We start from the raw sequence: 15675 nt of genomic DNA on the forward strand, positions 1-15675 counted from the left end.
GGGCGATTTCGGTCGACTGGCTCATCACGCCGCCCTGATGCGCGGGTTGATGACGGCATAAAGCACGTCGACGATGAGGTTAACGGCCATGACGATGAGTGCGATCAAAAGCAGACCTGACTGCACGACGACATAGTCGCGCTTGAAGATGGAATCGACCATCCACTTGCCGATGCCCGGCCAGGCGAAGATGGTTTCGGTGAGGATAGCGCCGGCAAGCAGCGTGCCGACCTGCAGGCCGATCGTGGTGACGACCGGGATCAGGGCGTTGCGAAGTGCGTGCGCACCGATGACGCGGGCGGCGGAAAGACCTTTGGCGCGGGCGGTGCGGACATAGTCTTCACCGAGCACCTCGAGCATGGCCGAACGGGTCTGGCGCGCGATCACCGCCAGCGGAATCGTGCCGAGCACGATCGCCGGCAGGATGAGATGGCTGAGCGCCGAGCGCAGCGCGTCCCATTTGCCGTAGAGAATGCTGTCGATGGTCATGAAACCGGTGATCGGCTTCAGGAAGAACTGCAGGCCCATGCGGCCCGACACCGGCGTCCAGCCGAGATAGCCGGAAAAGAAGATGATGAGCAGCAGGCCCCACCAGAAGATCGGCATGGAATAGCCGACCAGCGCGGTGCCCATCAACGACTGATCGAACCATGAGCCGCGTTTGACGGCCGCGAATATGCCGGCCGGGATGCCGATCGCCATGGCGAAGATCATGGCGAAGAAGGACAATTCCAGCGTCGCCGGGAAGAGCGTCTTGAACTCCTGGAGCACCGGGCGCTTGGAGGAAATCGAGACGCCGAAATCGCCGGTCGCGACCTCGCCGACATAGCGCGCATACTGCTCCCAGACCGGCAAATTGTAGCCGAACTGTTCCTTGAGCTCTTCGTAGCGGGCGGGGGTGACGCCGTGCTCGCCGGCCATGGCCAGGATCGGATCGCCGGGCAGCAGCCGGACAAAGGCGAAGGCGCAGATGGTGATGCCGACGAGCGTCGGGATCAGAAGTGCGATTTTGTTGAGGAGATATCTGAGCATCGTGAAATGGAATGGGGCGGCGACAATTCGCGCCGCCCCGTTCGCAAATATTACTCGGCCTTGTCAACGCCGTCGAAGCGATGAATGCCGAGCGGGTCCATCTTGAAGCCGCTGACGTTGTTGCGGACAACGGCATAGACCTGGCTGTGAGCCAGCAGGAAGGCCGGCGCCTGCTTGGCGAAGATTTCCTGGGCCTGCTCATAGAGCTTGGTGCGCTCGCCCTGGTCGCTGGTCTTCTTGGCCTTCTGGATCAGGTCCTCGAAGTCCTTGTCGCACCAGCTGGAATAGTTCGAGACGCCGATGGCCGAGCACGCGAAGAGGGTGGCGAAGAAATTGTCCGGATCGCCATTGTCGCCGGTCCAGCCGATCTGGAAGGCGCCGGGACGCTCCTTCTTCTTGCCTTCCTCGCGATACTTGGTCCACTCGTAGTTGACGATCTCGGCCTTGACGCCGACCTTGGCCCAGTCGGCCTGGATCAGCTCAGCCGCGCGCTGGAAGTTCGGGTTGTAAGGACGAACGCGGTCGGAAGCCCAGAGCTGGATTTCCTTCAGCCCGGCGTCGGCCAGCACCTTCTTGGCCGCTTCCGGGTCATAGGAATCGAACTTCACATCCTTGTCCCACGACCACATGGTCGGCGGAATCAGGTTCTGCGCCGGCGTCGCGCCAGCGTCCTGGAACAGCGACTTGATCAGCGCTTCCCGGTCGATCGCCTGGTTGAGCGCGTGACGAACCTCCGGCTTGTCGAGCGGCGGGATCGTGGTGTTGTAGCTCATGTAGCCGATGTTGAGGCCGGCCTGGTCCATCAGGGTCACGTCCTTGTTGGCCTTGATGGTGGCGATGTCGGCCGGGTTCGGATAGGGAGCGACATCGCATTCGCCGGCCAGCACCTTCTGGATGCGGGCGGTCGCGTCAGGCGTGATGGCGAAGACCAAATCGTCGATCTTCTCCTTGCCCTTGAAGTAGTCGGGGTTCGCCGCATAGCGGATGACCGAGTCGAGCTGATAGTCGACGAACTGGAACGGCCCGGTGCCGATCGGCTTGGTCGAGAAGTCGGCCATCTTGCCTTGCTTCTCGAGCTGGTCGGCATATTCCTTCGACACGATCGAGGCGAAGTCCATGCCGAGATTGGCCAGCATCGGCGCGTTCGGCTCGGTCAGCGTCAGCTTGACGGTGAGGTCGTCGACCTTTTCCCACTTGGCGACGTATTTCGGCATGTCCATGCCGGTGTAGTAGTCCCAGGTCAGGTTCGGCAGATACTTCTCGCCGTTCCACGGATTCTGCTTGTTGAACTGACGGTCGAACGAGAAGACGACGTCATCGGCGTTGAGGTCGCGGGTCGGCTTGAAATAGTCGGTGGTCTGGAACTTCACGCCAGGGTGCAGGTGGAAAGTATAGACCAGGCCGTCGTCGGAGATTTCCCATTTGTCGGCGAGGCCGGGCTCGATCTCGGTGCCGCCATGCTTGAACTCGACCAGGCGCGAATAGACCGTGCGCGACGAAGCGTCGAAGTCGTTGCCGCCCGTCGTCGTACCCGGATCGAAATTGGCCGGCGACGCTTCCGAGCAATAAACAAGCGTCTTTGCATTGGCCATCCCGCCGAGGACGCTTGCAGCCAGCAACGCGGCTGCAAAAGTCATTGTCTTTTTCATTGAGCACTCCCTGATGTTCTTCCAAGCCCCTCTATCAGGCTCGCGAAGCGCGCATATAAGCACCGTTTTTGGGGCTTTGGAACACCCCGTTTGCGTACCCCACGGTAAGCAGGAAAAGAATCCGCATTTTCCTCAAATAGCAGAAAAAATGAGCAGAATTTTTCGCTCACGCTAATGTTAACAACCGCATTTTTTTATTGATTGAGGCTCTGCCGAAATGAAACAAGGAGCTCCTGCCTGCGATCCCAGGTCCTCGTTGGGACACGCCTGCGGGAGGCGTCGAGGGACAGGATTTCGGCGGCAAATCTTTCCGCCGCTGCCGCTGGGGCAAGACTTGCACGGCCGCCGATAGAGGCAATACATAGATGCCAGGCCGGATTTCTTGGAATCCGCAATCGGCCGCAGCGGGAGGAACGCTTCCGAAATCGGAAAGAGATGCGGCGCAGAAGCAAAACCAGGACACCAGGGAGGGATTTGGTGGCAAAAGCAGCAAAGACAACGCCCCCGGCGAAGGCAAGAGCCAAGGCCGCGCCCGTCGATGCGGGCGCGCCCAAGGCTTCATCTTCCAAGACCGCTTCGCCAGCCAAAACGCCGTCACCTGCAAAGGCCGGCTCCAAGCCGAAGACCACTGCGAAACCGGCTGCCGCTGCAAAGAAGACGAACCCCACATCCGCCGCCAAGGCTGCAACCGCAAAGACCGCCAGGCCTGCGGCAAAGGCAGCCTCGGGATCGGCCAGGCGGCTGCCCAAGGCGATCACGGAACTCGCGGCAGGGTTGCCGGAAAAGCCTTGGCTGAAAAACTACCCGAAGAACATGCCGGCGGAGATCGGTCCGCTGCCTTACGATTCCATTGGCGACTTCCTTGTCGGCGCCTGCAAGCAGTTCGCCAGCCGGCCGGCGTTCGTGTGCATGGGCAAGTCGATCTCCTATGCCGAGCTCGAGCGGCTTTCGGCGGCCTTCGGCGCCTATCTGCAGTCGAAGGGACTGGAGAAGGGCGCGCGCGTGGCGCTGATGATGCCGAACGTTTTGCAATACCCGGTAGCGATGATGGCCGTGCTTCGCGCCGGCTTCACGGTGGTGAACGTCAACCCGCTCTACACGCCGCGCGAGCTGGAGCATCAGCTCAAGGATTCCGGCGCGCAGGCCATCGTCATTCTGGAGAACTTCGCCAACACGCTGCAGGCGGTGATCGCCAGGACGCCGGTCAAGCATGTCGTGGTCGCGGCGATGGGCGACATGTTGGGCGGGCTGAAAGGCGCGATCGTCAATCTCGTCGTGCGGCGGGTGAAGAAGATGGTTCCCGCCTGGTCGCTGCCCGGCCACGTCAAATTCAACGCCGCGCTCAAGGCGGGCTCGGCAAGCGCCTTCAAGCCGGCGGCAGTGTCGGGCGACGATATCGCCTTCCTGCAATATACCGGCGGCACGACCGGCGTGTCGAAAGGCGCGACGCTGCTGCACCGCAACGTCTTGTCCAACGTGGCGCAGAATTCGCTCTGGGTGGAGGACGCCTATACGGTCAAGCCGAAGCCGGCGCATCTCAACTTCGTCTGCGCGCTGCCGCTCTACCACATCTTCGCGCTGACGGTGAACGCGCTGATGGGCATGCAGCAAGGCGCGCAGAACGTGCTCATTCCGAACCCGCGCGACATTCCGGGCTTCGTGAAAGAACTGCAGAAATACCCGGTCCACATCTTTCCCGGCCTCAATACGCTGTTCAACGCGCTGCTCAACAATGAGGATTTCCGCAAGCTCGACTTCAAGCCGCTGATCCTCACTCTCGGCGGCGGCATGGCGGTGCAGAAAGGCGTGGCCGAGCGCTGGAAGGCGCTGACGGGCTGTCCGGTGAGCGAAGGCTACGGACTTTCCGAAACCTCGCCGGTGGCGACCGCCAACAAGTTCAGCTCCAGCGACTTTACCGGCACGATCGGCCTGCCGCTGCCATCGACCGAGATCGCCATCCGCGACGACGACGGCAACAACGTGCCGCTCGGCGAAGTCGGAGAGATCTGCATCCGGGGTCCGCAGGTTATGGCCGGCTACTGGAACCGGCCGGACGAGACCGCCAAGGTGATGACCAAGGACGGGTTCTTCAAGTCGGGCGACATGGGCTTCATGGATGAGCGCGGCTACACCAAGATCGTCGACCGCAAGAAGGACATGATCCTGGTCTCCGGTTTCAACGTCTATCCGAACGAGCTGGAAGAAGTCGTGGCGCAGCACCCGGGCGTGCTCGAAGTGGCGGCGATCGGCGTGCCGGACGAGCACTCCGGCGAGGTGCCGAAGCTGTTCGTGGTCAGGAAGGATCCAGCGCTCACCATCGAGACGCTGACTGTCTTTTGCCGCGAGAACCTGACCGGCTACAAGCGGCCGAGATACATCGAATTCCGCGCCGAACTGCCGAAGACGCCGGTCGGCAAGATCCTGCGGCGCGCCTTGCGGGAGCAGATTTGAACGAAAATGTTGCCGGCCTGGCGCCAACAGATCGCGCCGGCCTCGATCCCGCCGAATTCATCAAGGCGAACATGCGGCTTCAGTCGGTGCCGTCGCTGCCTGAAATCCGGCTCTATACGGCCCATCCCGGCAGCGGGCTGAGGCGGCTGCTGGAACCGGAGGACGGCTCGCATGAGCAAGCGGCCGAGCCGCAACCGCCCTACTGGGCCTATGCCTGGGCGGGCGGCGCAGTGCTGGCGCGCTATGTTCTCGACCGGCCGTCAACCGTTGCCGGCCGGCGCGTGCTCGACCTCGGCGCCGGTTCCGGCCTTGTCGGTATCGCCGCGGCGCGAGCCGGGGCCAGGGAAGTGACCGCGGCGGAGATCGACCGCAACGGCATCGTCGCGCTCTGCCTCAACGCGGAGGCCAACGGCGTCGCCATCATCATAATCGGCGAGGACATCAGCGGCGGTCCGCCGCCGTCGGTCGACATTGTGCTCGCCGGCGACGTTTTCTATGGGCAAGCGGTCGCGCGGCGGATCGTCCCCTTCCTCGACCGCTGCCTTGCCGCGGGCATCGAAGTGCTGGTCGGCGACCCGGGCCGAGCCTGGCTGCCCAGGCGGCGGCTTCGCCTGCTTGGCGAGTATCAGGTGCCTGATGTCGGCGGAAACGGCGGTAGCGCGCCGAAACCGAGCGGGATATTTGCGTTCCTTCCCAGCGAGCCCTGATCAGCCCGCCGGCACACTCATCCGCGCGGCGAGAAAATCCGGCAGGTCGGCGACCGAATCCAGGATGACGTCGGCCATCGGCGACAGCGAGTCACGCGTGCCTGTGCCGGAAAGCACGCCGATCGCCAGGCCGCAGCCGCCGGCGCGCGCCATTTCGAGATCGTGGCGATTGTCGCCGACCATGGCGATCTCGCCGGGCTTCAGTCCCGTCAGATCGCAGAACGCGATGACCGTGTCGGGCGCGGGCTTCGGGTTCGCGACCGCATCATAGCCGAAGGCGGCGTCGAAGAGCTGCGCGACACCGAGCGTGGCGAGCGTCTTCTCGGCGCCGCTGGTGGAATCGTTGGTGGCGACGCCCAGCCGGAAGGATCGCTTGTGCAGCGCCCGCAGCGATTCGACGATACCGGGCAGCGCGACAGCCATCGACGAGCCCTGAACCGAGGTGATCTCGTTGAAGCGGGCGACGGCCAGCATCTGGTCCTCCTCCGACAGGCGCGGGAACCAGAGCTCGACGACGTCCATGTTCGAGCCCGAGGCAAAGATCGAATCCGGCTTGAAGCGCTTGCTGACGAAATCGAAGCCGGCGGCGGCGAGCAACCTGTCGGCTTTCCAGCGATCGCCTTCGGCGGCGTCCATGGCCATGAAATCGGCAATGCCGAGCCAGGTAGCGTTGAAGTCGACAAGCGTCCCGTCCTTGTCGAACAGAATTCCCTTGATATCCGCCAATCCGTTTACTCCGCGCCACGCAATTGGTGGACATGAGCCACCAATCCGGCAGTCGAGGCGTCGCGTTTTGCGGCAGTCTCCTTGCCTTCCACGACAGGCAGCAGGCCTGTCGCCAGTTCCTTGCCGAGCTCGACACCCCACTGGTCGAACGAATTGATGTTGAACAGCGTGCCCTCGACGAAGACGCGATGCTCATAGAGCGCGATCAGGCGACCGAGCGTGCGCGGATCAAGCTTCCGGTAGAGGATGGTGAGCGACGGACGGTTGCCCGAAAAGACGCGATGCGGCGCGATGCGATCGACATCGGCGGGCTTCATGCCCTTGGCCAGCATCTGCGCGCGCGCCTCTTCCAGCGTGCGGCCCTTCATGAAGGCTTCCGACTGCGCCAGGCAATTGGCAAGCAAGAGATCGTGGTGGGTCCTCAGCTCGGGCTCGTGGCTGACGGCTGCGGCAAGAAACTCGACCGGGATGAAATCGCTGCCCTGGTGCAAAAGCTGGAAAAAGGCGTGCTGGCCGTTGGTACCGGGCTCGCCCCAGACCAGCGGGCCGGTCGGCGTCGTCACCGGGCCGCCGTCCAGTGTCACGCTCTTGCCGTTCGATTCCATATCGAGCTGCTGCAGATAGGCCGGCAGGCGCGACAGGCGCTGATCGTATGGAATGACGGCACGGGCCGGGTATTTGCAGACGACGCGGTGCCACCAGCCGATCAGCCCCAGCAAAACAGGCAGGTTCTTTTGCAGGGGGGCCGAGCGGAAATGCTCGTCCATCTCATGCCCGCCGTCGAGGAAGGCGCGGAAATTGCGCGGGCCGATGGCGATCATCACCGGCAGGCCGATGGCGCTCCAGACCGAGTAGCGGCCGCCGACCCAGTCCCAGAAACCGAAGACGCGGTCGGAGGCGATGCCGAACTTGGCCACCAGGTCGAGCGCGGTCGAGACGGCGGCGAAATGCTTGCCGATCGCTTGCTTGCCCAGCGCCTTTTCCACCCATCTGCGCGCCGTCTCGGCATTGGTCATCGTCTCGACAGTGGTGAAAGTCTTGGAGGCGATGATGAACAAAGTCGTCTCGGGAGACAGGCCTTTCAGCGTGTCGTGGATGTGGGCGCCGTCGACGTTGGAGACATAATGCGGACGCGGGCCGTCGTGGTAGGGCGCGAGCGCCAGCGTCACCATCGCCGGGCCAAGATCAGAGCCGCCAATGCCGATATTGACGATGTCGGTGATCTTCTTGCCGGTGGCGCCGGCCGCCTCGCCGGAGCGAATCGCATCAGCGAAGGCGCCCATCGCGTCGAGCACGGCGATCACATCGGCCTTGGTGTCCTGGCCATCGACCACGACACTCTTGCCGGTCAGATTGCGCAGCGCCGTGTGCAGCACGGCGCGGTTTTCGGTGATGTTGATCTTCTTGCCTTCGAACATCGCGGCGCGTCGGCCTTCGAGGTCGGCGGCGCCGGAGAGCGTCTCCAGCATTGCCATCGTGTCGGCGTCGACCGCGCATTTCGACCAGTCGAGCAGAAGATCGCCATCTGTGGCGGAGAATTTCTCGAAGCGCCTGGGATCGGCGGCGAAGGCTTCGCGCATCGTGCCCTTGGCTGCCGCGCGCTGCTCACGCAGGGCGGTGACCTGCTTGTCGAAGGCTGACTGATCCAATGGTGGCTCCTGGCGGGTTTTTAGACCATTTTAACAGGCCCGATGTTTCCGGCGCGTGTCGTCGCGACATTGTATTGAGCCGGATTTCCGTTTCGTTCAAGCGCGGCAGTGACGCACTGCATCACGCTTTTATGATGCCCCGCAACATCCGCTTCCCTGGCGGACGCGCCCCTTTCGTGACCAATGGATCACTGGCATAAATCCCAGCGATCAGAAAAATTGATTGGCGCAACCCCTTGTGCCACCCCTACACTCGACTGGTCCAGCCAAGTGAAAACAGCTGGCCATCCGAGGATGATCTCCCATGCCACAGCGCAATGACACGGCCATATGGTCCGGCCTGTTCCGGATTTCGGCCGAATCCGGACAAACTCTCCAGGCACAGATCCGCCAGGCGATCGTCGCAGCCATCCTCGACCGGCAGATCGCCGCTTCGATGCCGCTGCCATCCTGCCGGATTCTGGCGGAAAAACTGGGCGTTGCCCGCGGCACGGTGGTGCTTGCCTTCCAGCAGCTGGTCGACCAAGGTTTTCTTGTGGCGCGCGAGAGGCGCGGCCACTTCGTCAACCCTGAAGTGCTGGCCACCCCCGCCAAGCCGCACCAGAAGGCGCCCGACCAGCAGAATGAGATCGACTGGAAGGCGCGTCGGCAGATCGCCGCCAGCGATATGCCGCCGCCGGCCAAGCACGACAACTGGATCAAGTCCTCCTATCCGTTCGTCTACGGCCAGTTCGATCCGGCGCTGTTTCCGACCGCGGAATGGCGCGAGTGCAACCGCATGGCGCTCGCGGTGCTGGAGATCCGCAACTGGGCATCGGACATGGTCGACCGGGACGATCCGCTGCTCATCGAGCAGATCCAGGCCCGGCTTTTGCCGCGCCGCGGCATCTTCGCCAATCCGGACGAGATCATCGTGACGTTGGGCGCGCAGAACGCGCTCTATATGCTCGCCTCGCTGTTGATGACCAAGGGCTCGAAGGTGGCAATGGAAGACCCCGGCTATCCGGATGCCCGCTCGATCTTCCGGCTCGCCGGCGCCGATATCCAGCCGGTCCCTGTCGACCAGTCGGGCATCGTGACCTCGGCGATCCCAAGCGATTCCGGCTTCGTCTTCGTCACCCCAAGCCACCATTGCCCGACGATGGTGCCGTTGTCCGCCGAGCGGCGGCAGGATTTGCTGGCGCGAGCCAACCGCAACAACCAGATCATCATCGAGGACGGCTATGACAGCCAGCTTCTCGACGAGGCGCCGCAGCAGGCGCTGAAGAGCCTCGATCGCTCGGGCCGCGTCATCTATGTCGGCTCGATGTCGAAGACGCTGGCTCCGGGTCTGAGGCTCGGCTACATCGTCGCTTCGGCAGGACTGATTGCCGAGCTTCGCGCGTTGCGTCGCTTCATGCTCAGGCATCCGCCGGCAAACAACCAGCGCGCCGTTGCGCTGTTTTTGTCGCTCGGCCATCACGAGGCGCTGGTGCGCAGGCTCTCCGCCGCCTTCGACGAGCGGCGCAAGCGTCTGGTCCATGCGATTTCCGCTTTCCTGCCAGAATGGCGCTCGACCGACTCGGCGGGAGGCACATCGTTGTGGCTGGAGGGCCCGCGCGGTACCGATTCACGAGGGCTCGCCGAAGCGGCCGCTTCCCGCAGCGTCATCATCGAACCCGGCGACCGGTTCTTCGACCGCAGCGAAAAGCCCTCGCGTTTCATGCGTTTGGGCATCTCCTCGATCTCGCTGCAGCACATCGAGCCCGGGATTCGGGAGCTCGCCACAGCCGCTGGCCGCAGGCCCGCTGCCGCCTGATCACCACGGACTGCCACATCAAGAGCCGGCGTTTTTGCCGGCTCTTTTATTTTGGCTCGCCTCGAGGCTTTAGCATCCTGGCATATTCGACGGGATTGACTGGCTCATAGGCTGTGCCAATGCCGACGGCATAGTCGAGGCACAAAGGGGACGAGGCAGGCCGATGGTGGACCAACCGCCGCGCATCCTGCCCCTGAAAAAGCAAAGGTGGAGTGCTTTCCATGTCAATTGCTCTTGAGAAGCAGGAAACGACGTCGGACCAGCGTTCGCGGCGGTCCGGCGGGCGCGAAGCGCGCCGCGCGATGCGGGCAGCACCGCTCGCAGACGATATCCGTCCGGTGCGAGCCGGCCTCGAAGGCGGCAGCTACGGGCCATTGAGCCAGAACGACAAAGAACGCATCCATGAAGCGGTGCTGACGCTTCTGGAGACGGTGGGCTTCGCCAACGCCATCCCCTCCTGTATCGAGGCGCTGACCCGGGTCGGGGCGAGCTACGGCGACGACGGCCGCATCCGCCTGCCGCGCGCGCTGGTGCTCGACACGATCAAGAAGGCGGCGCGCCACTTCACGCTCCACGGCCAGGATCCCAAGCACGACATGGTGATCCAGGGCAAACGCGTCCACTACGGCACGGCCGGCGCGGCGGTGCATCTGGTCGATGTCGAGAAGCGCGAATATCGCGAATCGCAGCTGCAGGACATCTATGACGCCGCCCGTCTCGTCGACGGGCTCGACAACATCCATTTCTTCCAGCGCACCATGGTGCCGCGCGATATTCCCGATCCGCTCGAGATGGACTTCAACACGCTCTATGCCTGCGTACTGGGGACATCCAAGCATGTCGGCACCTCGTTCACCGTGCGAGAGAACGTCAAGCCGGCGCTGGAAATGCTCTATGCGATCGCCGGCGGCGAGGAGAATTTCCGGGCGCGCCCTTTCGTGTCGAACTCGAACTGCTTCGTGGTGCCGCCGATGAAATTCGCCGAGGACGCCTGCGGCGTGCTCGAAGCCTGCGTCGAGGGCGGCATTCCGATCCTGCTCTTGTCGGCCGGCCAAGCCGGCGCCACAGCTCCCGCCGCGATTGCCGGCGCCGTCGTGCAGGCGGTGGCCGAAGTGCTGATGGGCCTCGTCTATGTCAACGCCATCAAGCCCGGCCATCCGGCGATCTTCGGCACCTGGCCGTTCGTCTCCGATCTCCGGACCGGCGCCATGTCCGGCGGTTCGGCCGAGCAGGCCGTGTTGACCGCGGCCTGCGCGCAGATGGCGCAATATTACGACCTGCCGGGTGGCTCGGCCGCAGGCATGACGGATTCGAAGCTGCCCGACATCCAATCCGGCTATGAAAAAGGCATCACCGATGTGATGGCCGGTCTTGCCGGCCTCAACCTCGTCTATGAATCGGCCGGCATGCATGCCTCGCTGCTCGGCTTCTGTCTCGAAAGCCTGATCATCGACAACGACATGCTCGGCCACTGCCTGCGATGCGTGCGCGGCATCGAGGTGACGGACGAGGCGCTGTCGATCGACACGATCGCCGACGTCTGCCTCAAGGGCCCCGGTCACTATCTCGGCAACGAGCAGACTTTGAAGCTGATGCAGACCGAATATTTTTATCCGGCAGTCGGCGATCGCTTCTCGCCCAAGGAATGGAACGAGAAGGGCCGGCCCGACATTTTGCAGCGGGCTATCGCCGAGAAGAAGCGCGTGCTGGCCGAGCGCTTTCCGCGCCATGTGTCGCGGCTCGTCGACGACAAGCTGCGCGCGCGCTTCGGCGAGATGATCAAGCTGCCGCGCAACAAGATGGGCGGCTGATCTGCAGATCACTCCGCACGCAGCCCATAGCGCTCGACGACTTCGGCGTTGATCAGCTTCGCATGCAGCGTCAACAGCACGATCTGCGCATCGAGGTTGTCGCCGGCTTCGAGCGCGGCCTCGATGCGGCGCTCGGCTTCCAAAGTGTGCTCCCTGCCATTGGCCCGCTCGAAGGTTTCCGGTCCGGCGACGCAATAGCCGCAGAGTTGCGCCACTGATTGATAAGCCTGAGGCGGCGGCTCCTCGGGCCAATGATCCTTCATCAGGTTGACGATGGTGAGCTTGACGCCCTCAGGAACCAGTGCCGGATGCAAGTCGGCCTTGCGCAAGGCGTCGTCGAGCTGGCGCAAGTCGCCCGAACGGCCGAACATGCCGAGGAAGCCGAGGGAAGAGCGCCGTTTCGCCATATATAGCCTCCCTTCGTAGAACCGCCGAGATCGGGCTAATCTGTAGATGCCCCGCGGCCGAAACAAGGGCCATGAGAAAGGGCGGTCCGCCGGAAAGCGGACCGCCCTTCGATTGTCGCCGTGCTCTGAATTCAGTGGTTGTCGCGCGGGACGCCCCTGGTGTGCGCGACATCCTGATACTTCACCGCCGGCTTCAGCACCATGCCGGCGGAGAACTGGTCGACCATGCCGCGCTGGATCTCCTGCCAGGGCGTCTGGTGCTCGGGATAGTCATAGCCGCCATTGCCCTGCAGCGCTGCCCGCCGCCTGGCGATCTCCTCGTCGCCGACAAGGATATTGGCGGTGCCCTTCCTCAGGTCGATGCGGACGCGGTCGCCGGTCTTGAGCAGCGCCAGCCCGCCGCCGACCGCTGCCTCCGGCGAGGCGTTGAGGATCGATGGCGAACCCGACGTGCCGGACTGGCGACCGTCGCCGATGCAGGCCAGCGAATGGATGCCCTTCTTGATGAGATGGGCCGGCGGCTGCATGTTGACCACCTCGGCGCCGCCCGGATAGCCGACCGGGCCGGCGCCGCGCATGAACAGGATCGTGTGCTCGTCGATGCCCTGCGCCGGATCGTCGATGCGGGCGTGGTAATCCTCCGGGCCGTCGAAGACCATGGCGTTGCCTTCGAAAGCCTCCGGATCGTTCGGGTTCGAGAGATAGCGCTCGCGGAATTCGGGCGAGATGCCGCTGGTCTTCATGATGGCGGAATCGAACAGATTGCCCTTGAGGTTGATGAAGCCGGCATTGCTCTTGAGCGGCTTGTCGACGCCGCGGATGACATCATGATTCTCGTTGACCGCGCCGCGGCAATTGTCGCCGATCGACTTCCCGTTGGCGGTGATCGCGTCGGGGTGCGGCAATAGCCCTGCCTTCAGCATCTCCGCCACGACGGCCGGCACGCCGCCGGCATGGTGATAATCCTCGCCGAGATACTCGCCCGTCGGCTGCAGGTTGACGATCAGCGGCACGTTAAGGCCGATGTTCTGCCAGTCGTCATTGTCGAGCGGCACGCCGAGATGGCGGGCGATGGCATTGAGGTGGATCGGCGCGTTGGTCGAGCCGCCGATGGCCGAATTGACGACGATGGCATTCTCGAACGCCTGGCGGGTCATGATGTCCGACGGCTTCAGGTCCTCATGCACCATATCGACGATGCGCTTGCCGGTCTCGTAGGCGATCTGGCCGCGCTCGCGATAGGGCGCGGGGATCGCGGCCGAGCCCGGCAGCTGCATGCCGAGCGCCTCGGCCAGCGAGTTCATGGTGGTGGCGGTACCCATGGTGTTGCAATAGCCGGTCGACGGCGCCGAGGAGGCGACGATGTCCATGAACTCGTCATAATTGATCTCGCCGGCCGACAGCCGCTGGCGCGATTCCCAGACAATGGTGCCGGAGCCGGTGCGCTTGCCCTTATGCCAGCCATTGAGCATCGGGCCGACCGAAAGCGCGATCGCCGGAATGTTGACGGTCGCCGCTGCCATCAAGAGCGCGGGCGTAGTCTTGTCGCAGCCGATGGTCAGCACGACGCCGTCGAGCGGATAGCCGTAGAGCACCTCGACGAGGCCGAGATAGGCGAGGTTGCGGTCGAGCGCCGCCGTCGGCCGCTTGCCGGTCTCCTGGATCGGGTGGCACGGGAACTCGAAGGGGATGCCGCCCATCGAGACGATGCCTTCGCGCACGCGCTTGGCGAGCTCGAGATGGTGCCGGTTGCAGGGCGAGAGATCGGAACCCGTCTGCGCGATGCCGATCAGCGGCTTGCCCGACATCAGCTCGGCGCGGGTCAGCCCGTAATTGAGGTAGCGCTCGAGATAGAGCGCCGTCATGCCCGGGTTGTCGGGATTGTCGAACCACTCCTGCGAGCGAAATTTCTTCTTCTTGGTGGGGGCGCCTGCCATCGTGGTCTCCGTATTTGTATGACAAATCGATATGACAACGCGCTCATGCAGGCAAGAGGCAGACACGCCGCAGACCCGCACTTTGGTGCGATAGACATGGAAAGGGCCGCGCGCCAGGACCAATCGACATCAGCATTCCGGGAGGTCTTGATGGCTTTGGTGATCGAGGGCGAGGAGCGGATCGCCGCACCTGTCGAGAAAGTGTGGGAAGCCCTCAACGACAGGGAAATCCTGAAGGAGGCAATTCCCGGCTGCCGGAGCCTGGAAAGGAAATCGGACACCCGGCGGCGGCCCGGCGAATTACTCGAACACGATGCTGGGCACTGCCGCCTCGGCGGCGCCGCGTTCCTCTTGGACCCTGTCCCATACCCTCGCGGCGATATCGCGATAGATCTTCGCCTCGGCGCCGTCCGGCTTGGATGCGACCACCGGGGCGCCGGCGTCCGAGCTTTCGCGGATGCCCATCTCCAGCGGCACCTCGCCAAGGAAGGTGACGCCGAGCCGTTCGGCCTCGCGCCGCGCGCCGCCATGGCCGAAGATGTCGTAGCGCTTGCCGGTGTCGGGCGCGAGGAAATAGCTCATGTTCTCGACGATGCCGAGCAGCGGCACGTCGACCTTCTTGAACATGTTGAGGCCCTTGCGGGCATCGATGAGCGCAAGGTCCTGCGGCGTCGAGACGATGACGGCGCCGGCCAGCGGCACCTGCTGGGCCATGGTGAGTTGGGCATCGCCGGTGCCGGGCGGCATATCGACGACCAGCACGTCGAGCGGTCCCCATTCGACCTCGCGCAGCATCTGGGTGAGCGCCGACATCACCATCGGGCCGCGCCAGATCATCGGCGTCTCCTCGTCGACAAGGAAGCCCATCGACATCACCTTGAGGCCGTAATTCTGCATCGGCTTCAGGATCTTGCCGTCGACCGTCTGCGGCCGGCCGTGAATGTTGAGCAGCCTCGGCATCGACGGCCCGTAGATATCGGCATCGAGCACGCCGACGCTCAGCCCATTGGCGGCAAGGCCGAGCGCCAGGTTGACGGCGGTGGTCGATTTGCCGACGCCGCCCTTGCCGGACGCCACCGCGATGATCGCATCGATGCCGGGCACGCCGCGTTTGCCGTGACTGTGAGAAGCCGGCGCTTGCGGGCCAGGACGCTGCGGCGCTGCCTGGGGAGCAGGGCGTGGCGACGCTGCTTGCGAAGCCGGCCGAACCGGCGCCTCCATGCCGCCGCCTTTCTTCTCCGCCGTCAGCGCGACGACGGCGTTGGCGACGCCGGGGATCGCCTTGACGACACGCTCGGCGGCGGCGCGCAGCGGCTCCATCTCCTGGGCGCGGGCGGCGGGAACGGTAATCGAGAAAAACACCTTGGAATCGGCGATGAAAATCTCAGATACCAGGCCGAGGTCGACGATGTTGCCGGTGAAGTCCGGTCCATTGACCGTCCTCAGGCGCTCGATGACGGTTTCCTTGGTTACAGCCATGATCTTTCCTCGGAGTTTGGCGTTCCAGA

Annotated in this window: 11 protein-coding genes and 1 pseudogene; 5 read left to right on the plus strand and 7 right to left on the minus strand. The window is 63.7% G+C overall.

Annotated features, from left to right (window positions below; all coding sequences use genetic code 11):
• Positions 1–24: 24 nt before the first annotated feature.
• Together CK218_RS13695 and CK218_RS13700 are read right to left on the minus strand one after the other, a co-directional pair.
• The gene (locus CK218_RS13695; protein ID WP_067003640.1) at positions 25–1032 is read right to left on the minus strand and encodes an ABC transporter permease subunit; all 1008 of its coding nucleotides are present in this window, start codon (positions 1030–1032) and stop codon (positions 25–27) included.
• A 50-nt stretch (positions 1033–1082) separates the two neighbouring features.
• Positions 1083–2681, minus strand: a complete 1599-nt coding sequence (locus CK218_RS13700; protein WP_095828059.1) for an ABC transporter substrate-binding protein — start codon at positions 2679–2681, stop codon at positions 1083–1085.
• 477 nt (positions 2682–3158) lie between these two features.
• Between CK218_RS13700 and CK218_RS13705 the strand changes: the two genes are divergently transcribed.
• Positions 3159–5132: a long-chain fatty acid--CoA ligase gene (locus tag CK218_RS13705; RefSeq protein WP_095828211.1), complete on the plus strand. Its 1974-nt coding sequence runs from the start codon at positions 3159–3161 to the stop codon at positions 5130–5132.
• Complete coding sequence (locus tag CK218_RS13710; RefSeq protein ID WP_245435026.1) at positions 5129–5839, plus strand: 50S ribosomal protein L11 methyltransferase; 711 nt, start codon at positions 5129–5131, stop codon at positions 5837–5839. The genes CK218_RS13705 and CK218_RS13710 overlap by 4 nt, the downstream gene beginning before the upstream one ends.
• On the opposite strand, the gene CK218_RS13715 is transcribed toward CK218_RS13710, so the two are convergent.
• Together CK218_RS13715 and pgi are read right to left on the minus strand one after the other, a co-directional pair.
• Positions 5840–6565, minus strand: a complete 726-nt coding sequence (locus tag CK218_RS13715) for an HAD family hydrolase (protein WP_067003634.1) — start codon at positions 6563–6565, stop codon at positions 5840–5842.
• 5 nt (positions 6566–6570) lie between these two features.
• Positions 6571–8214, minus strand: a complete 1644-nt coding sequence (gene pgi, locus CK218_RS13720) for a glucose-6-phosphate isomerase (RefSeq protein ID WP_095828060.1) — start codon at positions 8212–8214, stop codon at positions 6571–6573.
• A 304-nt stretch (positions 8215–8518) separates the two neighbouring features.
• Between pgi and CK218_RS13725 the strand changes: the two genes are divergently transcribed.
• Together CK218_RS13725 and CK218_RS13730 are read left to right on the plus strand one after the other, a co-directional pair.
• On the plus strand, positions 8519–10012 hold the full coding sequence (locus CK218_RS13725; protein ID WP_040974759.1) for a PLP-dependent aminotransferase family protein: 1494 nt from the start codon (positions 8519–8521) through the stop codon (positions 10010–10012).
• Between the two features lie 221 nt (positions 10013–10233).
• Positions 10234–11823, plus strand: a complete 1590-nt coding sequence (locus CK218_RS13730) for a trimethylamine methyltransferase family protein (protein ID WP_095828061.1) — start codon at positions 10234–10236, stop codon at positions 11821–11823.
• 8 nt (positions 11824–11831) lie between these two features.
• Here CK218_RS13730 and CK218_RS13735 read toward each other — a convergent pair whose 3' ends face one another.
• Both CK218_RS13735 and CK218_RS13740 read right to left on the minus strand, forming a co-directional pair.
• Positions 11832–12230 (minus strand): hypothetical protein, encoded by a 399-nt coding sequence (locus tag CK218_RS13735; RefSeq protein ID WP_095828062.1) that lies wholly within the window; start codon positions 12228–12230, stop codon positions 11832–11834.
• A 131-nt stretch (positions 12231–12361) separates the two neighbouring features.
• Positions 12362–14167 (minus strand): IlvD/Edd family dehydratase, encoded by a 1806-nt coding sequence (locus CK218_RS13740; RefSeq protein ID WP_095828063.1) that lies wholly within the window; start codon positions 14165–14167, stop codon positions 12362–12364.
• Positions 14168–14317: 150 nt separating this feature from the next.
• Here CK218_RS13740 and CK218_RS13745 point away from each other — a divergent pair.
• Positions 14318–14449: pseudogene (locus tag CK218_RS13745) on the plus strand (SRPBCC domain-containing protein); the annotation flags it as partial.
• Between the two features lie 18 nt (positions 14450–14467).
• Here CK218_RS13745 and CK218_RS13750 read toward each other — a convergent pair.
• The gene (locus CK218_RS13750) at positions 14468–15646 is read right to left on the minus strand and encodes an Mrp/NBP35 family ATP-binding protein (protein ID WP_067003626.1); all 1179 of its coding nucleotides are present in this window, start codon (positions 15644–15646) and stop codon (positions 14468–14470) included.
• Between the last annotated feature and the right edge of the window lie 29 nt (positions 15647–15675).

Origin of the sequence: Mesorhizobium sp. WSM3879 (assembly GCF_002294915.1) — a bacterium.
Lineage (GTDB): Bacteria > Pseudomonadota > Alphaproteobacteria > Rhizobiales > Rhizobiaceae > Mesorhizobium.